General features: G+C 39.5%; 21 protein-coding genes. 5 read left to right on the plus strand and 16 right to left on the minus strand.

Annotated elements, in window-relative coordinates:
• Window positions 1–94 precede the first annotated feature (94 nt).
• The 3 genes from EBF12_RS11075 to EBF12_RS05320 all read right to left on the minus strand — a co-directional run bounded on the left by EBF12_RS11075 (window position 95) and on the right by EBF12_RS05320 (window position 4,101).
• On the minus strand, window positions 95–298 hold the full coding sequence (locus EBF12_RS11075; protein WP_157979056.1) for a hypothetical protein: 204 nt from the start codon (window positions 296–298) through the stop codon (window positions 95–97).
• 352 nt (window positions 299–650) lie between these two features.
• Complete coding sequence (gene metE, locus EBF12_RS05315) at window positions 651–2,906, minus strand: 5-methyltetrahydropteroyltriglutamate--homocysteine S-methyltransferase (RefSeq protein ID WP_121726733.1); 2,256 nt, start codon at window positions 2,904–2,906, stop codon at window positions 651–653.
• A gap of 214 nt (window positions 2,907–3,120) precedes the next feature.
• Window positions 3,121–4,101 (minus strand): phospholipase A, encoded by a 981-nt coding sequence (locus tag EBF12_RS05320; protein ID WP_208630951.1) that lies wholly within the window; start codon window positions 4,099–4,101, stop codon window positions 3,121–3,123.
• A 109-nt stretch (window positions 4,102–4,210) separates the two neighbouring features.
• Between EBF12_RS05320 and glmS the strand changes: the two genes are divergently transcribed.
• Window positions 4,211–6,007 (plus strand): glutamine--fructose-6-phosphate transaminase (isomerizing), encoded by a 1,797-nt coding sequence (gene glmS / locus EBF12_RS05325; RefSeq protein ID WP_121726734.1) that lies wholly within the window; start codon window positions 4,211–4,213, stop codon window positions 6,005–6,007.
• Window positions 6,008–6,010: 3 nt separating this feature from the next.
• Here the strand turns inward: glmS and EBF12_RS05330 are convergent, their stop codons facing one another.
• The 11 genes from EBF12_RS05330 to EBF12_RS05385 form a co-directional block, all read right to left on the minus strand.
• Window positions 6,011–6,481, minus strand: coding sequence for an NfeD family protein (locus EBF12_RS05330; protein ID WP_121726735.1), 471 nt, complete (start codon window positions 6,479–6,481; stop codon window positions 6,011–6,013).
• Window positions 6,482–6,585: 104 nt separating this feature from the next.
• Window positions 6,586–7,488 carry an SPFH domain-containing protein gene (locus EBF12_RS05335; RefSeq protein WP_121726736.1) on the minus strand — a complete coding sequence of 301 codons (903 nt, stop codon included), beginning with the start codon at window positions 7,486–7,488 and terminating at the stop codon, window positions 6,586–6,588.
• 288 nt (window positions 7,489–7,776) lie between these two features.
• The gene (locus tag EBF12_RS05340) at window positions 7,777–9,504 is read right to left on the minus strand and encodes a hypothetical protein (protein WP_121726737.1); all 1,728 of its coding nucleotides are present in this window, start codon (window positions 9,502–9,504) and stop codon (window positions 7,777–7,779) included.
• A gap of 2 nt (window positions 9,505–9,506) precedes the next feature.
• The gene (locus EBF12_RS05345) at window positions 9,507–10,586 is read right to left on the minus strand and encodes a DNA methyltransferase (RefSeq protein WP_121726738.1); all 1,080 of its coding nucleotides are present in this window, start codon (window positions 10,584–10,586) and stop codon (window positions 9,507–9,509) included.
• Complete coding sequence (locus tag EBF12_RS05350; RefSeq protein WP_121726739.1) at window positions 10,586–11,425, minus strand: DNA methyltransferase; 840 nt, start codon at window positions 11,423–11,425, stop codon at window positions 10,586–10,588. The genes EBF12_RS05345 and EBF12_RS05350 overlap by 1 nt, the downstream gene beginning before the upstream one ends.
• A complete protein-coding gene (alaS, locus tag EBF12_RS11765) occupies window positions 11,418–14,792 on the minus strand; it encodes an alanine--tRNA ligase (RefSeq protein ID WP_244196383.1) in 3,375 nt (1,124 codons plus the stop codon). Before alaS ends, EBF12_RS05350 begins: the two co-directional genes overlap by 8 nt.
• Before the next feature lie 12 nt (window positions 14,793–14,804).
• On the minus strand, window positions 14,805–15,383 hold the full coding sequence (locus EBF12_RS05365) for a phosphatase PAP2 family protein (RefSeq protein ID WP_121726740.1): 579 nt from the start codon (window positions 15,381–15,383) through the stop codon (window positions 14,805–14,807).
• 77 nt (window positions 15,384–15,460) lie between these two features.
• Window positions 15,461–16,384, minus strand: a complete 924-nt coding sequence (gene pdxA / locus EBF12_RS05370; RefSeq protein ID WP_121726741.1) for a 4-hydroxythreonine-4-phosphate dehydrogenase — start codon at window positions 16,382–16,384, stop codon at window positions 15,461–15,463.
• Window positions 16,372–17,169 carry a pyridoxine 5'-phosphate synthase gene (locus EBF12_RS05375; RefSeq protein ID WP_121726742.1) on the minus strand — a complete coding sequence of 266 codons (798 nt, stop codon included), beginning with the start codon at window positions 17,167–17,169 and terminating at the stop codon, window positions 16,372–16,374. The genes pdxA and EBF12_RS05375 overlap by 13 nt, the downstream gene beginning before the upstream one ends.
• Before the next feature lie 10 nt (window positions 17,170–17,179).
• Entirely contained in the window at window positions 17,180–17,656 is a 477-nt protein-coding gene (gene ilvN / locus EBF12_RS05380; protein ID WP_121726743.1) for an acetolactate synthase small subunit, read from the minus strand.
• Between the two features lie 10 nt (window positions 17,657–17,666).
• Window positions 17,667–19,376, minus strand: a complete 1,710-nt coding sequence (locus EBF12_RS05385) for an acetolactate synthase large subunit (RefSeq protein ID WP_121726744.1) — start codon at window positions 19,374–19,376, stop codon at window positions 17,667–17,669.
• 208 nt (window positions 19,377–19,584) lie between these two features.
• Here EBF12_RS05385 and EBF12_RS05390 point away from each other — a divergent pair, with 208 nt between their 5' ends.
• The 4 genes from EBF12_RS05390 (at window position 19,585) to EBF12_RS05405 (ending at window position 22,584) form a co-directional block, all read left to right on the plus strand.
• Window positions 19,585–20,745, plus strand: a complete 1,161-nt coding sequence (locus EBF12_RS05390; protein WP_121726745.1) for an MFS transporter — start codon at window positions 19,585–19,587, stop codon at window positions 20,743–20,745.
• Between the two features lie 64 nt (window positions 20,746–20,809).
• Window positions 20,810–21,214, plus strand: a complete 405-nt coding sequence (locus EBF12_RS05395) for a DUF4878 domain-containing protein (RefSeq protein WP_157979057.1) — start codon at window positions 20,810–20,812, stop codon at window positions 21,212–21,214.
• Window positions 21,192–21,818: a YiiX/YebB-like N1pC/P60 family cysteine hydrolase gene (locus tag EBF12_RS05400; protein WP_121726747.1), complete on the plus strand. Its 627-nt coding sequence runs from the start codon at window positions 21,192–21,194 to the stop codon at window positions 21,816–21,818. Before EBF12_RS05395 ends, EBF12_RS05400 begins: the two co-directional genes overlap by 23 nt.
• Before the next feature lie 112 nt (window positions 21,819–21,930).
• Window positions 21,931–22,584, plus strand: coding sequence for an outer membrane beta-barrel protein (locus EBF12_RS05405; RefSeq protein ID WP_121726748.1), 654 nt, complete (start codon window positions 21,931–21,933; stop codon window positions 22,582–22,584).
• Window positions 22,585–22,587: 3 nt separating this feature from the next.
• Here EBF12_RS05405 and EBF12_RS05410 read toward each other — a convergent pair whose 3' ends face one another.
• On the minus strand, window positions 22,588–23,982 hold the full coding sequence (locus EBF12_RS05410; protein ID WP_121726749.1) for an FAD-linked oxidase C-terminal domain-containing protein: 1,395 nt from the start codon (window positions 23,980–23,982) through the stop codon (window positions 22,588–22,590).
• 3 nt (window positions 23,983–23,985) lie between these two features.
• The gene (locus EBF12_RS05415) at window positions 23,986–24,735 is read right to left on the minus strand and encodes a plasminogen-binding N-terminal domain-containing protein (protein WP_121726750.1); all 750 of its coding nucleotides are present in this window, start codon (window positions 24,733–24,735) and stop codon (window positions 23,986–23,988) included.
• Window positions 24,736–24,745 lie beyond the last annotated feature (10 nt).

Here is a 24,745-nt window from a genome sequence, read left to right on the forward strand (position 1 = left end):
CTATTTCTTTTTTTTTATAATGGGGGGGGGGCTTATATTGCCTTTTCTTTCTTTTCCGCAAAAAGAAAAAAGGTTTATCCCCCTTCCGTCCCCCTTAGCCCAAAAAAGAATAAAGCGACCGCTTTTTCTTTTTTGCAATCAAGGAGGAAACCTCGCTTATCCCTCTCTTGCTTCGCTTTGGCGGTGGCACTACTGCCACCTTGAATCCAAAGCTCCGCACCACGAGAGGGGCGAGAGTAGGACTTAACGCTTTGCGTGTAACATTGATTTTTATGGTGGCAAAGTCGTGCTTTACCACTTTGAGCGTTGCGGAATCCGCTTGAGATTTTAAGCTTGTAGAAACTTAAAAATGTGGGCTTTGAGTATCTACGATTCTAGTATTTGCGGTATTGCTAGTGGGGCTTTTTGTGGATTTTAGGGGAGAGCTAGACAAAGAGTCTGCGGTTTCCCTAAAATCCACAAAATCGCTACTATGATTACCCAAAGACGAATTGCAAAAACCTTGGCATTCTAATTGCAAAAACCTTGGCATTCTAAGATTGTGCTGCTAGTTTGGTAGTTGTCAAAAAAATCGCGATTGAGCTTACTAAAGGTAAGTGATTGAGCGATTTTTGCAGACTCCGCCAAAATAGCAGTGCAAGCTGAATGCCCTAGCCCCGCACTATCTTTACTGCCTCTACTATGTTCTTAAGGCTTGGCTTCACCTCTTCCCACTTCCTAGTCTTTAGCCCACAATCTGGATTTATCCATAACTGCTCTTTTGGCAACACTTCAAGCAGGGCTTTAATCTGTGCTACTAGCTCTTCAACACTTGGGATTCTAGGGCTATGTATGTCATACACTCCCGGCCCCACTTCATTTGTATAGCCAACTTTCTTAAAGACTTTAAGTAGCTCATTGCCACTTCGTGCAGTCTCAATGCTAATCACATCAGCATCAAGGGCTTCAATGGTTTTGATAATGTCATTAAACTCACTATAACACATATGCGTGTGAATCTGCGTCTTTGGCGTAGCAATCGCCACAGAAGTTTTAAAGCAAGATAACGCCCAAGTCTCATACTCTTTGATATTTTCAGCTCTCAAAGGATAGCCCTCTTTAAATGCTGCTTCATCAACTTGAATAACCTTAATCCCCGCCTTTTGCAAGTCATCAATCTCATCAGCAATACACAAGGCTAACTGCTCACAGACTTCCTTTCTACTCAAGTCATCACGCACAAAGCTCCAATTTAAAATCGTTACAGGACCTGTTAGCATTCCCTTCATTACTTTTTGTGTCAAACTCTGTGCGTAGGTAATCCACTCAATCGTCATAGCCTTAGGTCGCTCTACATCGCCATAAATGATAGGGGGCTTCACACAACGGCTACCATAGCTTTGCACCCACGCATTTACGCTAAACACAAAGCCGCTTAACTGCTCTCCAAAATACTCCACCATATCATTTCGCTCCGGCTCCCCATGCACCAACACATCAAGCCCGATAGAATCTTGAAACTCCACGCAATCCTTGATATATGCCTTTATGCCTTTTTCATACTCTGCCTTGTTTATCTCACCCTTTTTATAGCCTAGACGCAATGCCCTTATCTCACTTGTTTGTGGAAAAGAGCCGATAGTTGTAGTTGGCAAAAGCGGGAAGTTAAACGCTTCTTTTTGAATCTTAATGCGTTCTTTAAAAGGTAGGCTTCGCTCTTTCACATTATAAGATTCTACCCTTTGGCGTATGTTTTTATTATGCGTTTTGCTAGAATTTTTGCGGGATTGATTTATAGCTTTATTTTGGTCTAAAAAGCTTTGTGTAGCAGAATCTAGCTGCCCTCTATACGCCTTTTGTATCGCACAAATCTCTGCAATTTTCTCTCTAGCAAAACTTAGCCAAGACAAAATCTCTTTTTCAATCTTGCTCTCTCCTTCTTTGCTAAAAGGCAGGTGTAAAAGCGAGCAAGAAGAGCTAACTACAACCCTATCTTTTGGCACGATAGAGCTAATAGATTCTAAAAGTTCAAGCTTAGATTCAATATCTGCTACCCAAATATTTCGCCCATCAACAACCCCAGCATAGAGAATCTTATCACTCTGTGCGAGTATCTCTAAACTCTCTTTATTTTTCTCTCCATAGATAAAATCAAGCCCTAGCCCTGCAACTTTTGACTTCACAAGTATTTTTGTAAGCTCATTGCTATGCTCAAAAAATGTGCTTACAATAGCCTGTATGCCGCGTTCAGCGATGGTATTATAAATACTTAGCACTTCAGATTCTATATCAATGCCACTAAAAATATCCTTGTTTAGCCCACGCACAAAAAGCGGCTCACTAAACTCAATGACGACTTTAGAATCTAGCTTTGCTATCTCACTTATGATATCCAAATATGCTGCTTTTAGCTTATTAAAAATTGTAGAGCCATTGCCATTTATAATTTTACTTAGCCCAAAGAATGTAAAAAGCCCGATGAGTGAGATTTTAGGACTATAGCCTAGTGCTTTTGCTTCATTATAATAGGCTTTAATATTACTTATATCTGCTTTGTAGCTATCATTTTCACTTAGCTCTGGCACGACATAGTGATAGTTTGTATTAAACCACTTTGTCATCTCACAGGCTACACCGCTTTTATGCCCTCTTGCCATTGCAAAATAGCCCTCTAACCCATTTAGATTCTTAAATCGCTCTGGCTTTGCATTGAGTGCGTAGGCTAAATCTAGCACATTATCATACAAACTAAAATCATTTACACATACAAAATCTAAGTCCTTTTGCTCTGCCCAGTGCTTCTCTCGCAATGCCTTTGAGAGAGATTCTAACTCGCTTTGTGTGCTTTTACCACTCCAAAAGCTCTCCAACGCCTTTTTTAACTCTCTATTTTGTCCAACTCGTGGAAATCCTAAAATACTACTCATAGCAGTCTCCTTAAAGTTTAATTTTTTACACCGCTATTTTTGCATAAAATTTTTAAATACAATATGTAATTTTAATTTTTTGTAGAATATTTTGCATAGATTCAGAATCTTATCTTGTGAATCGCCCTAGCTCAAGGCTTTTTCACCATATATACAAAAAGTAACAAATACAATATGTAATTTTAATTTTATGAGAATAAGAAATGTTTGCAGTCTAATTCCACAAGCGGAATCCTAATCCTAAGCGATTGGAAGGTGTGTTGTATTCAAAGAGATTATCGCCATAGCCATAGACATACTGACAATAAATACCCATATTATTAGAAATACGGAAAGTATAGCCAAGCTCTACATAAGGATAATATCGCAATGCCACAGACGGACGCATATACAATTCCAAAAGATGCTTATTTGTTTTGTAATACAAATGTAAGTCATTGTATCCACGATACAGGGGCAAATCGCGATTATCGTGGATAAAGCCCTCAAAATTTGTCCCAATATACGCCCACGCTCCAAGCCTTATACCAAAAGTGCCTTTGTTTGCAGTATCGTATTCCCACAACACACGGAGCAAAAGGCGATCTTGTGTGCGAGAACGCAACGCCCTTTCGCCATTAGAAGTGTGATTGTAACCAAATGATATATCCTTAATCGCCCCACCCAAAAAGGCGATGGAAGCCTCATAGCTATAAAACAGCTCGGGCTGATAGTCAATATCGCGGAATGGGCGAGAATCTTCCTTGTTGTAGTTTTGAAACCACGCGGTTTGTGTATAGGCAAAATACAAACTCCCATAGGGTGAAAAATGCCCTTTTATCACAGGCATTTTAAAGCTAAATTGAAACTTCGTCTCTGTATCCTTATTCCCTATTGCAGGATCACTAAAACTATGATAAAAAGGCAAAATATATATAGATTTATGACTATAAAGCGCAAGATAATGACTTGCGAGGCTAGAATCTTTAGTGAGTTTAGTATCTGCATTTGATATATTTTGAGATTCTGCCTTATCATCTTGTTGTTTCTGTGTATCTTGTGAAAAAAGCTCCAAAGGCTCATTTGCTAAGTTTTCACCCTCTATCTTGTGTGCTTGTGTGGTTGTTTGATTAGCCACTTGAGCATCATCTGCCAACAAAGCACAACAACCCATAACAACACAAAACATAACCTGCGCAATTATATTTTCTCTCATTTCCCTGCCTAAAATCCCAAAGTCTAAAGTTTTACCTAAAATGTAAAGTGTATGAATAATTTTATAGTAGAATGTGCAAAATTTAGTTTAATCTTAGTAAGGAGTCTTTATGTGCGGTATTGTAGGCTATATGGGCAGAGATGAAAAAAAGCAGATTCTACTCAATGGCTTAAAAGAGTTAGAGTATCGTGGATATGATAGTGCGGGGATAGCCGTGCTTAGTGAAGATGAGCTGCAAACCTTTAAAGCTGTGGGGAAGCTAGAAAATCTAGAATCTAAATGCAAAAACTTTAGCTTTCAGGGCTTTGGTGTGAGTATTGGACATACGCGTTGGGCGACACACGGCAAACCCACTGAAGCAAACGCCCACCCACACATCGCTGATTTTAGCAATGTCGTGCATAATGGGATTATTGAAAACTATCAAGAGCTAAAATCTATGCTTGAAAGCAAAGGGCATAGCTTTATCTCCCAAACTGATACTGAAGTCATCGTGCATTTATTTGAAGAAAAGCTCAAAAACACACAAGATTGCTACACTGCTTTTACATCTACCATAGCCGAGCTTAGAGGGGCTTTTGCCATTTTGCTTATTACAAAACTCGCTCCAGATTCTATCTTTTATGCCAAAAATGGCTCTCCACTCATCATTGGCAAAAGTGCCACACAAGAAGATGAAATTTACTTTGCAAGTTCTGATGCACCACTCATTGGCTTTGTGGATAGCGTGGTGTATCTCAATGATGGTGATATGGGGGTAATGAAGCTTGGCTCTTTTTCACAGCTAAAAGATTCTAAAAAACTTGATAGCACTAAAGGTTATGCTCAAAAAGAGGGCTTCCGCTATTTTATGGAAAAAGAAATTTATGAGCAACACAAAGTCCTGCTAGAAACAATGATGGGGCGTGTGAGCGAGGGAGACATCACACTAAGCGAAATAGAATCTAGCTTTTTTGATGATATACAAAGCATTAGCATTTGTGCCTGTGGGACAAGCTATCACGCAGGGCTAAGTGCAAAATATCTCTTTGAACGACTAGCTAAAATTAAAACAAATGTGCTAATTGCAAGTGAGTTCCGCTACGCTCAACCTGTTATGGATAAAAATGAGCTTTTTATTGTCATCTCCCAAAGTGGCGAGACTGCCGACACACTTGAAGCACTCAAACTTGCCAAGAAAAATGGCTTAAAAAGTCTAGCTATTTGCAATGTGGATAATAGCTCTATCGTGCGTGAATCTGATGTATCTTTACTCACTCGTGCAGGGATTGAAAAGGGCGTGGCTAGCACAAAAGCCTTTGCTACGCAAATGATGCTGCTGTGGATTCTAAGTGTGCATATAGGCAAACTACGCGGACATATCAAGCAAGATGAGCTAAAAACCCATATCGCACAAATGGTAGAATCTGCTAAGGCTACAAAGGTAGATTCTGCGATGCACGAGCATATCAAACGCCTTTCAAAGCGGTATTTGCACGGACACGGCTTTTTCTTTATTGGGCGAGATATTTTCTATCCTTTGGCGTTGGAGGGGGCATTGAAACTTAAAGAGATTAGCTATCTTCACGCGGAGGGCTACCCAAGTGGTGAAATGAAGCACGGACCAATCGCACTAGCTGATGCGGAGCTTTTTACCCTAGCACTTATGCCTACACATTTGCTTTTTGATAAGATTAAAAGCAATGTAGAGGAGCTAAGTGCGCGAGATGCGACTATTTGTGCGGTAAGCACAGAGCAGATTCAAGGTGTTGATGATATGCTACTTGTCCCGCCTTGTCAAAGCTATATGGAGGAGTTTTTCTCTATGATGGTGGTGCTGCAAATCTTTGCCCTTGAGGTTGCCATTCGGCTAGGTAATGATGTGGATATGCCAAGGAATCTAGCAAAAAGTGTAACGGTGGAATAAAACTCAAACCTTGATGATCGCCTTATTATCTCTAATCTCTAACACCTGCACCCTATCGCCCTCTTTTAGTGGCGTATTAGATTCTAATGTGCCAGATTCTAATCCATTAGAATCTAATGCAAGGGCTTTTTCATACGCCCATAATGTGCCTTTGAAATACACCATTCCTTGCTGAATCTCCCCCACACCACCATTTTGCAGAGAATCTTCATAGACTTGCGAGCCTTTAAACCACGATTTTATGGGCTTTCTTAGCAAAACAAGGCAGAGTAGAGAAAAAAGACAGATACTTGATGCCTGCCACGCATACACGCTCTCCACACTTCCACCTATGATGTTGCCAAAGCCTATGAATGCTTCAATCCCAGCTGTGATACATAGCCCTAAACCGATGAAAAGCAAGAAAAATGAGCCAAAAAATATCTCCGCCACGATACAGCCAAGCCCCAACCCCAAAAGCATAAGTGCCGACATCTTACTTCCTTATATTTGCATTGTTTTTAGAAAACTCCCATAAGGGATTTGGATTCTAAGATTTGACACTCACAAGCAAACCCTAGAATCCACAAACCTAGTTTCTACGCCTTTTTGCCCTTGCCTAGAAACTCACTTATCACACTAAGCCCACCGATAAACTCACTCGTCTCATAGGGGATAATCACTTTGTCTTTACTTGGATTCTTACTTAGCTCCGTGAAAGCCACAATCCGCTCTTTTGTCAGCAGAAACTCCGCTGCCTGTGCGTTTTTAGCCATTTGATTAGCGATAAGCTCCATTGCATCACTCTGCCCTTGTGCTAGCGCGATTTGCTCATATTTTTTGGCATCTGCCATTCGTTCAATAGCTTCAGCTTGTAGCACCTTTTCTTGCTTTAGGGCTTCAGCGTTGCGGATTAGGGCTTCTTTCTCCGCTTGTGCTTTTAGCTCAATGGCACGCTTCTCTCTTTCAGCCTTCATCTGCAGATTCATCGCATTTTCTATATCTTTTGGCACGGAGATTTCACTTATCTCCACACGCATAATCTTAACCCCCCAGTTATTTGCCGCATCGCCCAAAGCCACTTGCAAGGCGGCATTAAGCCTATCGCGAGACGAGAGAGAGTCATCTAAATTTATCCGCCCTATCTCACCGCGAAGTGTCGTGGTAGCAAGGTTTGCGATGGCTTGTTTATAGTCATTGACACTATATACCGCGGATTTTGCATCAAAGACTTTCAAAAACACAATCCCATCAATGTTAATATTGACATTATCTTTGGTAATCACCTGCTGCCGCCCAATGTCTATCATCTGCTCCCTAGCACTCACCACCGCACTTAGCCTATCAATTATAGGAATGATAAAGTGAAACCCGCCATCAAGCACCCTATAGAATCTCCCCAGCCGTTCCACAATGGCAATATCTGTTTGTGAGATAATCTTTATCCCAAAAGCTAGCACCACCACACATAGCACAAGCACCACACCAGCAAAAATAAGCATTCTACACTCCTCTTATCACATTATGTTGGCGACATTATAGGTTAGATTCTTAAACTAGATTTGTTTTGTGATTTCATTCGCTTAAAAAACCCTAATCATTTTGAACTAAAGGGATTTTTTACTTTCATAGATTCTAAGCCTTGATAATTTGACAGATCTATACAAAAGGCTTAAATCTATTGGTTTTCTATCACCTTTTCATACGCTCTTTTTTGCTTCTCTTGCCACAGCACTACGCTTTTTATACATTCTTTTTCAATGGCTTTGATGAAGGATTCTATAAAATCCCTAAGCTTTATAAATCAAATCAAGGCTAATCGTTCCTTGCAGTTTATTTTCAGCATTTAAAAGAGGTTTAAATAAGTGTATTAAATCAAGATTAATAATAGCTACATTCCATAGTATATTTGTGTGTTTATCGCAAGAGTAAATCTCAAAAGCAAAGATATAATCAACGCTAAAAAGTGGCGATACAAAATCTTGCTTAAACTTTGAGCCAAGTCCTAAATATAAAGAATCTCTGTCTATGTAAGAAGTATGGATTTTGTGAAACAATTCCTGCAATGAATCAAAATGATTGTCTTTAATATCCAAAAGTTTTTTCTCATCTTGTTTTAAATCGTTTTTCTTTTCTTTATTTTCTTGTAGCAAAACAAAACATTTTTTAGAATCTTTATGGGCAATTATATCTACATAAATTCTTTTTGTTTTTCTGCCACTTCCTATCAATATAGCTTTATCGCCCTGTGATCCCGGGTAACTCACGCTGAGAATTTTAGCTCCAATTTTATGCAATAAAACCACACTGGCAAAAGTTATAATATCTTCTTTTGCATTTTGCATCGTGAGTGGATATAAAGCCGATACATTATTCACACTATTTCTTAGATTAAATAGATATTCTTTTGCAATATTTGCATTCCAAGATACTTCACATATTATATTGTTATAAGTATCGCATAGTCTTAAACTGCTAGAGTTTATAAAAATAGATTTATAAGTAATGCTATTGTAATTTTCTAAAAAATCTTTGAAGTCGCTATCCTCTATTTCAAAGTGATTTGAATCTATCTTTTTGCATAAAACATTAATATTTGTAGCCGTTTTAAAAACTTCTAACGCAATATCCGCATTAAAATATTTCCCAATTAATTTTTGAAGCTTATCTTGTATAGGGGTAGATAAACCATCAAAAAGAGAATCGTAACTTTCCTTGCCACTTTGCCTTTCTCTTTTTATGATAATTTTAGTAATGATATTTTCACTTTCAAAAAGAGCATTAACAAAAAATAAAATTCCCCTATCAGGATCCATTGCGTGTCCAAAACGATTGATTTTTATAATAAGCTTTTTATCTTCTTTTTGAAATCTTGTAGAATTTGAAAAAGAAGCTTTTAGCTCCACTAAATGTTTTTCATCAAAATACTGCATATTTTCACTAAGTAGCTCATCGTAAAAATTTAAAGCAGTGGAATTTAAATATTTTGATAAGATATTTTTAAGTATATTTTCTATGTGAATATTGTAAGAAATACAAGAGTTGCGTTTAGGGTTGGTAAGTAACAAATCGTTCTTGCTATCCCATTCTATGAAATATACAAGAGCGTTGATTTTTAGCGTGAGATTTTGTTCTCTTATAAGTGTAATCTTATCTCCACCGCCGTGATTATTAGACAAGCCTTTTGAATGTGGGCTAATCTTTAATACAGGTATTTTAAAAAGGCTAGAATAAAAATATACATCACTTCTTTGCATTTTGTGATCGTCTGTTGGCACAGCAGTTGAGTATTCCACCAACAAAATAGAGGTTTCTTGATTGTGTGAAACAATAGTGATGATAATATCAAAGTCTTTGAGCTTAGTAATTTTTTGTAAAATAGAATCCTTTGCTGTAATATTACCCCTAGCCTTTGTTGGATAAATGTTTTTAATATGAAAACTAGAATCTATATTGTGCAAATACTCCTTGAAATCCAACCCCTGCTCCAAACATTCTGCATAAATGCGTATTTCCATATTTAAGCCTTTTGAAAAATTAAAATATGCTCTTTTTTATTTTTAGTGCGAAAGGCACTTGAAAAAGAGCGACTTGTTTTATCTAGCTCACTATAAGAATGCTCAATAAGCCTCCATTGAAAAGCTTCACACAATGATACCAACTCATCTTTTGCGTGATAAATTTTCCCAGCAATTTTTCCATCACCCATAATAATCACAACAAAACCTTGTTGCTTTAAAACCTTGTTACATTCAGAAAAAATTTCAAATAAATCCTTATTAAATTTCTCTTTTGGTAATTTTAGACTTGAATATTCTCTTCTCGAACCTATCTCATTATCCATAGAAAATTTCACATTAAAATCAAGCCATAACATTCTGTGCTTATGATAAAGATAGTAATCATAGGTATTTGGATAAGGTGGAGAAGTAAAAATAAGTGATGTCTCGCTATTAAATTTCTTAGTAAGTGTTTTGGAATTATGTAAAAACACAGCACAATGATTATTGTTTAAGTTTAAATTTTCATAAAGTGCGATAGATTGATGTAGTTTTTCGTTAAATTTATCAAAAATGAAAGATTTGTTTATATGTGGCTTTTTAACCGCTGCATATCTCGTATCAGAGTCTTGATTTGAAGCAATATTGATAATTGATGAAAAAACCATATATAAGAATATTTTGTAGCTATGGTTGTTTTCCACAAAATTATTTATTTGTTCTTTTATGCTTGATAGAGATTCTATACTTTGTCGTTCAAACCAATGCGAAATATTGTCGTAATTATGTAGCACATTGGCAATATATGAAGAGTCGGGCTGAAATTTCTTAAGACATTTTAAATCATTGTCATTTAAATATAAAATTTTAGATTGAGATAAAATATAAGCGATATAGTTTATATCAAACCCTATCCCCTTTCTTTTTAAAACCCTTGAAGCTAAAAGAGTTGTGCCACTTCCACAAAATGGATCAAGCACTACATCATTTTGATTTGAATAGTTTGAAATGTAATGCAATGCCACATCAATAATAAACTTTGCTGGATAAGGGTGGATTCTATCAAGTTTTCTCAAAAGATTTATATCGCTTTTACACATTAAGGCTTCCTAAGCACAACGATAAAAGAATGATTTTGATTAACATAAAATACACTAGGATAACCAAGCAACACCAGCCTACGCCTCTCATTTTGGTCCCAAATAATCAAATCGTGATATTTAAACCCAGCCTTTATTCCAGCATTAGCGATATTTGAATGTAAATCAACATAGGGAATTTTATTTTTTGTATCTCTATAATCCTTAACCACCCATACATTATAACCATTGCTTTTAGTCTTTATATAAAGCTTTTGCATAAGCTTTGAAACCGCATCCATATAGCTATCAAAATCCATATTGCCAAAGTCGTGCGTATCGCTTGAATATATTTTTGTAGTTGCATTATTGTCTATTACAAATGCTGATTTTTTGTGCCTTTTTGCCCTATCATCTACCACCTTATGAATTAAATCTGCATAGGGAGGTGAGGTTATGGTTAGTTGCAATGAATTGCTTTCCAGCTCATCTACAAACTCTAAACAATCCCCCTGCTTTATGTTGTATTTATTTTTATCAAAAAGACTAGAGTCTTGTCTAAGAGATGTTAAGGCAATTTCATAAAATTCCCTATTAAGCTCAAAACCTATAAAATCTCGCTCTAGGCTTAAAGCACTTCTTGCACTCGTGCCTGTGCCTAAAAATGGGTCGAGCACCATATCGCCTTTTGTGGAGTATAGCGATATTACCCTATCGCTTAATTTTTGTGGAAAGGTTGCCCCGTGTTTTAAAGCATTTTTAGATCTTGGCGATGAAAGATCATTCCATACGCTACGAGAATTTTTAGCCCACTCTTGTGTGCTTAAACCATTAAACGCATTTTTGCTTTTTTTATCCATTTAGCTTCTCTCTCGCAATCCTTTTTGCCAAATCTAGCGCTTCTTTTATTGCATTAGGATTTGTGATTTTGCCTCCAGCGGTGGCAAAGTCATCTCTACCCCCACCATTGCCCCCTAGAATCTGTGCGACTTGCTTTACCCACGCTCCAGCTTTGAGTTTAGATTCTACGCCCTTTACTCCAGCGGTTAGGGCGATCTTGCCACTAGATTCTGTTACAAGTAAAATCGCTACTTTTTCATTCTCATTTTTTGCCCTATCTATGATGTCTTTTGCCTCTTTTGCTTCCACTAAATCTAGCTTTAACACGATGAGTTTCACCCCATTGACTTCCTCATAATCTAGGCTTTTGACACTCTGCTTTGCCTTGTTTGCACTCTCTCTTGCCTCTTTCAAAGCGTTTTGCAACTTTACCACACCTTGCAAGACATCTTGGGCTTTTAGCTGCTCTTTTAGGCTTTTTATAGATTCTAATGCTTCTTTGCCATAGTTATATGCGGCTTTGCCACACACCGCTTCAATGCGTCTAACACCGCTACTCACGCTACTTTCACGCACGATATAAAAGCTCCCAATCTCTGCGGTATTATGAGCGTGAATCCCCCCGCACAGCTCAATAGAATCCCCAAAGCTTATCACACGCACACTCTCCCCATACTTCTCGCCAAAAAGTGCCATAGCCCCCTTTGCCTTTGCTTCTTCAATCCCCATAGTCTCGCACACTTGTGGAGAAGACTGCGCGATTTTGTCATTCACTAGGGCTTGTATTTGCTCTAGCTCATTTGTGCTTAACGCCTTTGGGTGAGAGAAGTCAAACCGCAAACGATTTGCTTCTACAAGACTTCCAGCTTGTGCGATATGAGATCCTAGAATCTGCCTTAGAGCATAATGGAGTAAGTGCGTAGCGGAGTGATGCTTAATGATTTCAAAGCGAGTAGAATCTACTTGTGCTTTTACCAAATCCCCTGCTTTTAATGGGCTTAGGGCGTGGATTTTAGAGAGATTTAAGCCGAAGTATTTTTGGGTGTCAAGGACTTGTGCTATCTGCGTTGTCTCTTCTTGCAATTCAGCTTTTTCACTATTTTCTTTTCGCAAAAAGGGGTTTATCCCCTCCCGTTCGCAGTCGTGCTGCTCACCCCTTAACCCGAAAAAGCCGCCGCTTTTTCGGCAATCAAGGGGAGAGCCTCGCTTATCTCTCTCTAGCTCCGCCTTGATGGAGGCACTACTGCCGCCTTTCTCCCAAAGCTCCGCACCACGAGAGAGGCGAGATTCTGTCATAGTGGAATCGACTTGGGATTCTGTATTGCTAGAATCTTGGCATTCTAAGATTGTGCTGCTAGTTTGGGGGTTGTCAAGAAAATCGCGATTGAGCTTACTAGAGGTAAGTGATTGAGCGATTTTTGCAGACTCCGCCAAAATAGCAGTGCAAACTGAATGCCCCAATAAAAACCCTTTGTCTCCTACCGGTCCGCCAGATTCTGGATAAAATGGCGTAGCTTCCAACATTACATAGCCCTCTTGCCCTGCCTGTAAAGCTTCCACTCTTTTAAAGTTAGAATCTAAAAGGGCTAGAATCTTAGATTCCACACTCACGCACTCATAGCCTACAAACTCATTCTCTCCAAACTCGCTTAAAAGTGTGTTAAAATCACCATCTTTTACACTATCGCCGCTGCCTTTCCAATGTGCTTTGCTCCGCTTCTTTTGCTCCTGCATACATCTTTCAAAACTCTGTAAATCTATGCTTAAGTTAAGCTCCCTTAGCATATCTTGTGTTAAATCAAGCGGAAAACCATAAGTGTCATAAAGCGTAAAAGCAATGCTACCATTAAAGTTTTTTTCATTCTTTTGCTGCATAGAAATTAGCTCCGCTTGAAACAACGCCATCCCCGATTCTATCGTCTCAAAAAATCTCTCTTCTTCTGCCTTGCATTGCTCTTGCAGCGCGTTTTTACGCTCTTTTAAATAGTTATAATGTCCCCCCATAGTATCACACACAGCACCCACCACTTCATATAAAAACGCCTTTCTTAAGCCTAGCAAGTAGCCGTGTCTCACCGCCCTGCGTAAGATTCTACGCAAAACATAGCCCCTACCTTCTTTGTCAAAATTTACTCCTTGGGCGAGCAGAAAGGCTACGCTTCTAGCGTGATCAGCAATCACCCTAAAACTCGCCTGCGTTGCTTGTATGTCATTGCTGTTTAAAGTTTTATTTTCTTTTTCACAAGGGGGAGGGGCTTGAATTTGCAAGTGTGGATTATTGCTCCGCAAAAATGCGAAGTCGCTCCCTCCCCCTTGTGTATCCCCCACCCCTACAACGCTTTTAAGGTTGTGCTTCGCACTTTCATTGATTGTATTTGTGGCAAAGTCGTGCTTTGCCACTTTGGCGGTTGTGGAATCTGCTTGAGATTCTGCAATGCTAGAATCCATATCGCTAGAATCTTGGCATTCTAAGGATTGAGATGATAAATCGTGACTTTGCGAAGTGGAAGCAAGAAGCTTACTAGGCGTAAGTGCCGCAGATTCCGCTGAAGCAATCCGCGATTTATCGCTCAATACTGAATGCCCCAAAATCTCATCATCTCTATAATACTTCTTCCCCGTTACCCTCTCAATACACTCCATCAAAGGCTTAAACAGCGAAGTATCAAAGTTATTAATCTTTCCTTCTTTCAGTGCTATTACTCGCTCTAGCCCCATACCTGTATCAATGCTAGGCTTAGGCAATGGTGTCAAACTCCCATCAGCACTTCTTTCATACTGCATAAACACAAGATTCCATATCTCTAAAAATCTATCCCCCTCACCGCCGAAATAGTCCTCTTCTCCATTAAAAAACTCCGCTCCTTGATCCACATATATCTCACTGCAAGGTCCGCAAGGTCCTGTATCGCCCATTTGCCAGAAGTTATCCTTATCACCCATTCTTTTAATGCGACTAGATTCTATATGCTCCTGCCATAATTCATACGCTTCATCATCGCTTTCGTGAATCGTTACATATAAAAGGCTCTTATCAAAACCTAAAATTTCTGTTACAAACTCCCACGCATACGCAATAGCTTCTTTTTTAAAATACGCCCCAAAGCTAAAGTTACCAAGCATTTCAAAAAGCGTGTGATGTCGTGCTGTATAGCCGACATTTTCTAAGTCGTTGTGCTTCCCACCTGCACGGATACAAAGCTGTGAGCTTGTAGCGATATTGGGACTTGGGATTGGAATCTTACCTGTAAAAATATCCTTAAACTGCACCATTCCCGCATTGGTAAAAAGCAAACTCGCATCATCTGGCACTAAAGGCATAGAATCATAGACTTTATGCCCCTTGCTTTTAAAAAACTCCAAATACAATGCTCTAATATCTTTCATCACTTTGCTCCTTTAGAATCTATAACGCACATTTAGGCTTACTGTTGGGTTGCCTTGCATATCAGTATCAATATTTGGCGTAATCAGTGTATTTTTTGGCATATATTCCTTTGTAAAGACCCACGCAAAACCCCAAGCAAGAAACGCTCCAACACTCACTTGTAACACAGAATGCTTTTTTGCCTCCACTCTTGAAACTGCTGTGAGTGCCGCTAGAATCCCAACGGGAATGGCTGGCTTCCACCCATAGCGGTAATACACATACCCCGCCGCGCTAAATGCGCTGCTTGCGTGTCCGCTTGGCATACCTTTATAAATATCACAACAAGGGCGTTTAGCAAACTCAACCTTATAACCATTCTCGTGCATTGTTTGAAAAATCTCTTTAATACCCTCAGTGGCAAGTTGTGTGCTAAGTGTGCCAAGTGCAAGTTGCCCAGCACCCTCATAATCTTCCATTGCTATGGAGACAATCATTACATACAAAGGCAAAAACCTAAACGCATCGCCAAATTGTTCAAACTCATTCTCTCGTGCGTGAGATACGCTTAAGATTCCAAATATACATAGCACCATACAAAGCCGCTTCATTCCTATCCTTCATAAGCAAAAAATAAAAAGCGTTATTATAGGATTCTATCCTTAAAATTGCTTATGATAACACTCTCTTATAGCCCATCTACCGCATATTTCACGGCATTAATATAGCTTAAATTGTGAATCTCTACTTCCCTTTTATACGCTACATCAAAACCCACGCCGTGATCAACAGAAGTGCGGAGAATGGGGAGATTAAGGCTTACATTAATACTTTGTTCAAAATACAAGGCTTTAAGTGGAGCTAACCCCACATCGTGATACATACTTACAAAATATCTAAATCTTTTGCGATTAAGCGGAGAAAAAGCACTATCAGGTGGATAAGCTCCAAAAAATAGCTCCTTACCCAAAGCTAGATTTGCTTCACATACCGCTTGAGTAATATATTTATCCTCACTTCCCATAAGCCCATCATCGCCACAATGTGGATTTAGCCCAAGCACACAGCAAGGTTCATTTAGCCTAACCGCTCTAGCAAAACACACTAAAAATGCCCTCACAGAATCTTGGCTTATAGCTTGACTGACTTGACTAAGCGGTATATGATCAGTATATAGGGCTACAAACATCTCTTCACAGCCTAGCATCATAATAGAATCTGCTCCAAAATATTGTGATAACACTTGCGTATGCCCGATGGATTTTACCCCCGCTTCTTGCCACGCTTTTTTGTGTATAGGCAAGGTTACAAGGGCTTGTATTACGCCAGATTCTGTCATTTGAATGGCTTGCATAAAACTTTTATAGCTATATAGCCCACTCCCTTTACTCACTACACCGGGCTTTATATCAATATTACACAACTCAAAGTCCGCCACACATTGCATATCTTTTGGCACACACAAACCTAGAATCTTTGCCGCAGATTCTACAATCTCTAAATGTGTAACATACACAGGCTCACATATTTGAGATATAATATTATGCGATTTCAGGGCAATCTCAAGCCCTATGCCATTTATATCGCCTATGCTGATAGCTATCTTTGGCACATTGCCCTTCTCATATCTATAATTGCACGATCCAGCCCCACAAACACAGCCCTAGCTATAATGCTATGCCCTATGTTTAGCTCACTCACATAAGGAATCTGTGCTATTGCAGCGACATTTTGGTAATTTAACCCGTGTCCTGCAAAGCACTCTAATGCTCTTGTATCCATACTAGATGTGGCAAGTTTGGCACATTGAGCGATAGATTCTAAACTTTTTTGTATTTGTGCTTCAAGCTCTTGTGGGGGCAAGTCAAGCTCTGTAATTCTATGATGTGTGCGGGAAAGATTTGTATTTTTCATTAAATGCAAGTTTGCATACCGCCCCGTGTGTAGCTCCACAGCCTGTGCGCCAAGCTCACGCGCTAGAAAAATAGATTCTTTTTTAGGGTCAATAAACAACGCCGTGGCAATGCCTTGAGCTTCAAAAGTCTTTAGCACCTCACGAATGCTATCATAATGAGATTCTAAATCTAAGCCCCCTTCAGTGGTTACCTCCTCTCGCTTTTCAGGCACAAGCGTAATGCGTTGTGGGGCAATCGCACATAAATAATCAATCACCTTTTCATCAAGGGCAGATTCTATATTGACAGGCAAAGGGCTAGATTCTACAATGCGTTTGACATCGCTATCGTGGATATGCCGCCTATCCTCACGCAAATGCAAAGTGATTTGGTCTGCTCCAGCATTTTTAGCGATAAAAACTGCCTCCAACGGATCAGGCTCATAAATCGCCCTTGCCTCACGCAAAGTCGCTATGTGATCAATATTCACCCCAAGTCGCATAACACTCTCCTTATCGTTCCATTGCGATAACACCACTTCGCACAATCTCTTTTGGATTAAAAATCTTAATAGCTAAAATAAACTGCTCAATGGCAGAGGGCTTATCTGTGGCAATGACGATGACATATTTTTCATTAGCATTGACAATTTTTCCATTATAGGCTTTACATAGCACTTCAATATCAGCTAGTCCCTCACTGATTGGAATCTTCACAAGCACCGCTTCTTTCTCAAGCAAATCATCACTTGAAATCACACTCACCACAGGGATAAGCTTATGAAGCTGCTTGATAATCTGCTCAATAACCACTTCTGATCCTTGCGTTACAATCGTAATGCGTGAGAGGTTACTATTTGGAATAGGAGCGGTGGTAAGCGATTCTATATTATACCCACGCGCTGAAAAAAGCCCAGAGATTCTAGCCAAAACGCTATGTTCATTAATCACATTCACACAAATACTTTTTCTTAAAACCTTTGCTTCCATACATTCGCCTTTAGTCTTGTTTTGGATTCTTTTGCGTATTTGGGAGTATCATCTCATAAATCGCCCCACCGCTTGGCACCATAGGCAGCACATCTTCATACCTATCTACAATCACTTCAATAAACGCTACTTTTTTAGAATCTAAGGCTTTTTGCAAGGCTAAATCAAACTCACTTTTTTTCTCCACTCTAAAGCCCACACCACCAAAAGATTCTATAAGCTTTATAAAATCGGGCTGCAAAGTCAAATCTGTATGCGAAAATCTATGCTCATAAAAAAAACTCTGCCACTGCCGCACCATACCCAAATAATTATTATTCAAAATCACACTCACAAGCGGAATCCCATATGCCACGCAAGTCATCAGCTCTTGGATATTCATTAGAATTGAACCATCACCAGTGATATTAATAAGTGTCTTATCTTCACGCGCGAGTTTTGCCCCCATAGCCGCAGGTAGCCCATAGCCCATCGTTCCAAGCCCACCACTACTTAAAAACTGACGCGGAAAGCTAAAGGGGTAAAATTGTGCCGCCCACATTTGATGCTGCCCCACATCTGTGGTGATAATCGCACTCTCTCCTAGAATCTCACCTAGCCTTTGAATCACCCATTGCGGCTTAATACAATCAAGGCTATCTTCAAAACTTAGCGGATGCTGCCTTGCATACTCTCGCAAATGCTCTTTCCACTCTAGAATCTTAGCACTCTCATAGCCACTTAGCTCACTTAGCATATCACTCACAACACTCTTTAAATCCCCAACAATGGGATAATCCACGCCTACAACCTTACCAATAGAGCTAGGATCTACATCAATATGGGCGATTTTTGCCTGTGTGGCAAATGCACTTAATTTACCCGTTACCCTATCATCAAATCTAGCTCCCAAGCACACAAGCAAATCACACTCGCTCACTGCCATATTTGCCGCGTAGCTCCCGTGCATTCCTAGCATTCCTAGCAAATTATCATCATCATATCGTAGCACCCCGCGTCCCAAAAGCGTCTCCGTGCAAGGGATACCCGTGCAATGCACCAAGTCTCTAATCACTTCACCTGCACTTGAGAGAATAGCTCCTCCGCCAATGTAAAACAAAGGCTTTGAAGCTTGATTGATGGCTTCACAAAGTTTTTTAATTTGGCGAGGATTCCCTTTTAGCGTGGGCTTATAGCTCTGCAATGCAATAGAATCTGGATAAGAAAACTCACCCTGTGTGCCTGTAATATCTTTTGGAATATCTACAAGCACCGGTCCGGGTCGCCCACTCCGTGCGATATAAAAAGCTTCCTTTAAGATTCTAGGCAATTCTGCTAAATTCCTTACCAAAAAATTATGCTTCGTGCAAGGGCGAGAAATCCCCACCGCATCAATCTCTTGAAACGCATCTGTGCCAATTTGTGTGATGGACACTTGCCCACTAATCACAACAATGGGAATAGAATCTGTGTAAGCTGTGGCAATACCTGTAACTGCATTTGTAAAGCCCGGACCTGAAGTGATAACAGCCACACCTACATCACCACTTGCCCTTGCATAGCCATCAGCAGCGTGAATTGCACCCTGCTCGTGCCGTGCGAGAATGTGGGAAAAATAATTTTGTTTATAAATCTCATCATAGATGTGTAAAACTGCTCCACCCGGATAACCAAAAACAACCTTCACACCTTCTAAGTGCAAGGCTTCAATCACCATTTTCGCACCTGTCATCGTTTTCATAACTTATCCCTTCCATAATATTTGCTTGAAAAATGTGTAAGAAAAAGCTAAATCATACCAATTTTGCTTAATAATGCAATAAAATTTTCTAAACTTTGAGAGTTTTTCAAGGATTTATACTTATTTTATACAATGCCACGCACAACATCTCGCAAACATAAACCAAGCATAAAACTAGAATCTAAATCTATATGGAGCAAATCTTTTAATGAATGTGCGTCAAAAAATCTTTTTTGTCAATCTTTTGCCAATTATTCTAATCAGCCTCAACCTCCGCACACCAATTACTGCCATAGGACCTGTTGTTGATAGTGTTAAAGAATATTATCATTTAAGTGCGGCATTGACTGGCTTATTGACTTCTTTGCCACTTTTAGCTTTTGGGATTGTTTCATTTTTTGTGTCATATTTTCAACCCACAAGGGCTTTGTTTATAGGGCTTATGTGTATTTTTGTAGGCGAAATTTTACGATGTGTGGGGGAGAGTGCGGAGCTTTTTATTGGCACGGCAATTATGGGAGGCGGTATTGCCGTTGCAAATGTCTTGCTTCCTAGCCTTGTAAAAGCAAAATTTCCACGCAATATTCCAAAAATTATGGGGATTTATAGCCTTGTGCTTAATCTCTCTGCTGCACTTGGCATTGCCCTTATTTTGCCCCTTATGATGTTTTTACCCGTGCCAATCGCACTTGGAATCTGGGCAATTTTAGCTTTCATTGCTCTAGTGAGTTATATCCCACAAATGAAAAATCGCAGAATCTCACGCCCAAAGCTTAAAACAGATTCTAAAGGCTCACTTTTTAGCAATATCAATGCGTGGAAAATTACCATTTTTATGGGCTTAACAAGCACCATCTCTTATGGTTTTTTTGCGTGGTATCCTAGCTTTCTTATTTCTTTTGGCTACTCACAGAGCTTTGCCTCGCAGATGATGATTCTCTCCCATTGTGTCATTATTCCTGCGGCTTTTTTTATTCCACTCTTGCTAGGCTCACTCCCAAATAAACGCAGAGTTTTGCTTATGGGATTTACTTGTGGGCTATATGTGGTGAGCTATGCTCTTTTACTTTACTCACAGCAAATGTGGGTTGTTATCTTTATCTCAATCATCATTGGAATCCCCATAGGCGGTGTGTTTGGCATTGCCCTACTTTTTATTTCAATCAAAAGCTCAAATGTGCAAACCGCCACTAAACTTTCCGCAATGGCTCAAGGCGTGGGCTATCTTTTAGCTTCACTCTCACCTGTGGCAATAGTCAGAATCTATGATATGTTTCATCACTTCACCTATGCCCTTGTAGGCTTAATGATATTAGCCATATTGCTTAATATCATTGGACTTTTAGCGTATAAATCAAGTCAAATTTAGCTTAAATTTAGCAATTTTAATTAGAATGCAAAGCTTAATTCTCATTTTAGCAAGGAGCTTTACGATGAATACACTCAAAAAATTGGTGATGGCTTTAGCTTTTGGTGCGGTAGCACTTCTATTTGTCGCTTGTGGAAGCAGCGATCCTAAAGATGTCGCGGTGGCGTTTATTAAAAATGTATATAAGGGCGAGGGTGAAAACTTGCTCAAATATGTCTATTTGTCCGAAAAAGATGAAAATACAGCTGGTGTTAAAGAAATGGCAGAGGGCAAACTCAAGGCAGCTGCTGGGCAGGCTGCACAAAAAGCAGAAGATGCAGGTGGGCTAAAAAGTGTAGAGGTGGTATCTGAAGAGATTAAGGAAAATACAGCAACAATTAATTTGCGTGTAAATTTTGGCAATGGCAATGAAGATTCAGAGCGTGTGAGACTTATCAAAGATAAAGATGAGTGGAAAGTTAAACTCTAAATTCCTACTTTTAGGGGGCATTGGTAGCTTGTGCCTTTGCCTCTATTTCATTTATTTATTCTATCCGCGTATCAATCCCCCATTCACACTTTCCCAAAGACTGCTTAATAATATCCCAAAACTTGAGATAGGCGATATTATTTTACGCAAAGGCGTGGGTATGGAGAGCTTTGTCATAGAAAAACTAAGCCATCATCGCTATACGCATATTGGCTTAGTCATCTCCACACAGCCCATTATTATTCTCCACGCAAGTGCCGATGATAATCCAAAAAAGCCTAACCGCGTTATTCTTAGCTCATTTGATGAGTTTCTTTCCAAAGCTCAAAGTATTGCTATCAAACGCTATGTCTTAAGCAAACAAATACGAGAAAAAATACTCCTTGAAGCTCCGTTGTGGCTTGATAGAGAGTTTATATTAAGCACAGATTCTAATGCGTTATACTGCACAACACTTTTAGAATCTATTCTTTCACCACATATCACTTTAAACGCACAATATAAGGAGATTGACTTCCCTGCATTTCAAGGCAAATATCTTTTTCCAAAGGCATTTTACGAAGATTCAGAATCTGTGCTTGTTTATGAAAGCAAAACATACTAAATTTTGTTACTTTTTGTGATTAATTTTTGTAAATCTCCGTTTTTTTTGTCAAAGAATTAGATTTTTTTCAAATAGAATCTAGCCTTAATTTCGCTGGGGAGTTAGAATATCAATGAAAAAAGTTTTTGTCATAATTCTTTTAAGTTTATCATTGGCTTCAAACATACTTGCACAAGAAAAAAGTGGCTTATTTCTTGGGGCTACAGGAGGACTTGGCTTTATAACAGGCGTATTTTTTGATACAGCTGGTAATGACACATCGTGGGATAGTGTGCTAATGAAAGAGACAACCTACTCAACCGCACTTGGCGTAAAAGGCGGATATCAGTATTGGTTTTCTCCACGCGTTGGTGTTAGGACATATTTGCAATATGATTTCAATTCTGGTCGCACTTGGCACATCAACAACGATAAATTATTTATCCATTTTCAACACTTAACCGGCAATATGGATTTAATGCTTAATGTATTCAATACAGAATCTTTTTCACTAGGCATATTTGGTGGATTTGGGCTAGGCTATACTATCAGCACTTGGAATAATGCAAGTTTTCTTAACTTCCTTCAAAACAAATATGACTATTTTGGCTTGGCATTTATTACAAATGTAGGCGTTTCAACGACTTTTACACAACAGCACAAAGTTGAACTTGGCTTAAGACTCCCCCGACTGCCTGTATTTTATCAAAGCCTTGAGTCGCAAAACAGAAGCGGCTTTGGATTCACGGCAGCAAGTGTGAATCTAAGCTATTCTTATGTGTTCTAGCCATTACTTCATATCTAAGCCCATTTTGCCCGGATTAAGAATATTATTTGGGTCAAATGCTTTTTTGATATTTGCAAACAAATTCATCTCCGCTTCACTAAAAGCCAAACGCATAAAAGGTGCTTTTGACAAGCCTATGCCGTGTTCCCCACTAAGAGTGCCTTCAAGCTCAATGGCAATTTTAAAAATCTCCTCTATACACGCATAGCCCCTTTGCATAGACTCAGCATCATTTGGATCGCTCACCATTACATTCACATGCACATTGCCATCGCCCGTATGCCCAAAACAAGGAATCTTAAAGCCATATTCCTTATTCAACTCACCAATGCGTCTAAGCAGCTCTGGCAGGGCTGAACGAGGCACGGTGATGTCTTCATTAAGCTTCTTTTTGCCATAGATTGTGATACTTTGACTGACATTGCGTCTTGCAAACCACAAATCAGCCGCTTCATTATCATCTTTGGCGATTTTAAACTCCACACAACCATTTGCCTTAAAACACTCCTCTAGCACCCCAAGCTGAAAGTCTAACTGCTCTTGCAAATCTCCATCAACTTGCGTGATGAGAATAGCCCCTGCTTGAGTTGGCAGCCCTTTATGAAACCGCTCCTCAACCGCACAAATACTCAAATTATCCAAAAATTCCATCGCCACAGGCGTAATACCACTTGCCATACTCTTATACACTGCATTCATCGCCGATTCTATATCAGCAAACACGCCCATAGCCGAGCGCGTGAGCTTTGGCTTGGCAATGAGCTTAAGCGTAATCTCCGTAATGACAGCGAGTGTGCCTTCACTTGCGATTAAGATTCCAGCGACATTGAATCCTGCTACATCTTTTATCGTCTTTTTTCCCGCACGAATCACATCGCCATTAGGCAAAACCGCACGCAACGCCATTACATAGTCCTTTGTGATTCCATATTTTGCCGCTCGCATACCACCGGCATTTTCACTGACATTGCCTCCAAGTGTGCTGTATTCCTGACTTGCAGGATCTGGTGGATAGAATAAGCCTCGTGCTTCCACAGCTTCTTGAAATGCCTTATTGACTACACCGGGCTGCACTCTAGCGATAAGATTTTTTTCATCAATTTCTAGGATTTTATTAAAATGTCGCTCTAATGCTAAGATTATTCCGCCCTTGACCGGCAATGCCCCACCGGTAAAGCCACTCCCCGCACCTCTAGGAATGACAGGTATGCTTTGATCATTGCAATAGGCTAAAACCGCACTGACATCTTGCTCGTTTCTAGGAAACACCACAGCATCAGGCTCGTAACGCTCCCTTGTCGCATCATAACAATACGCCACCAAATGTGCCTTATCATCATAGCAATTCTCTTCTCCTACCATTTGCTTGATTGCTTGAATATGTCGCTTATGTAGCATTAATTACTCCTTATTTGTGGCATTAAAAGCTTGAATACTTGGGCTTAAAAGCTCATCATAATAGCTAAAATATTGACGCGATTTTTTTGAACGCATTTTACTTGCAAGCGAACCGGTATCAATATTAGCAATGCGTGAGAAAAATGGAGCGTGTGTCTTTTCTAGCTGTGGCTTATTAAAAGGCTGCACTTCAAGCAAAGCAAAACTTTGACAATCAAGCACATTAAGCCCATTTGTTGCTAAAATATACACAAGCCCTATACTATAAGCATTGCAAAATTGACGCAAATGCTTTGGCTTTGGATCATTGATACCATCTTTTGCTAAAAATGCCGCAAACAAATCAATATGTGCAAAATGCGTTGGATTCATAGAGAGAATCTTAGTATAGCTCTCTTGATCTGGAGCAATAACAATGGCTTTATTATAAAATCCGCCAAAGATCACCCTATCATCTTTTGTCGGTGTAGCTTGTGGTGTGGGGAGATATTTTTGTGCGATGTTTGTAAAAGGAGCAAATCTCGCATACGCATAACCATCATTAATACGCTCAATAACCGCACTTGCAATGATGACATTATAATCCCCATTTTGTGCTAAAACTACCCCACTCTGCCCCACTTTTAGCCCATCTGCCTTAAAGGTAAGCATTTTGCCATTAACTTCAGCAATGTCTTTTGATACAGGCTCAAGATTTAGAGCAAAGCCCACGCTCACCATACACACAATGCCAAACCACAACCGCCACAACATAAGATTCTCC

The sequence above is a fragment of the Helicobacter labetoulli genome, assembly GCF_003670275.1.
Classification (GTDB): domain Bacteria; phylum Campylobacterota; class Campylobacteria; order Campylobacterales; family Helicobacteraceae; genus Helicobacter_C; species Helicobacter_C labetoulli.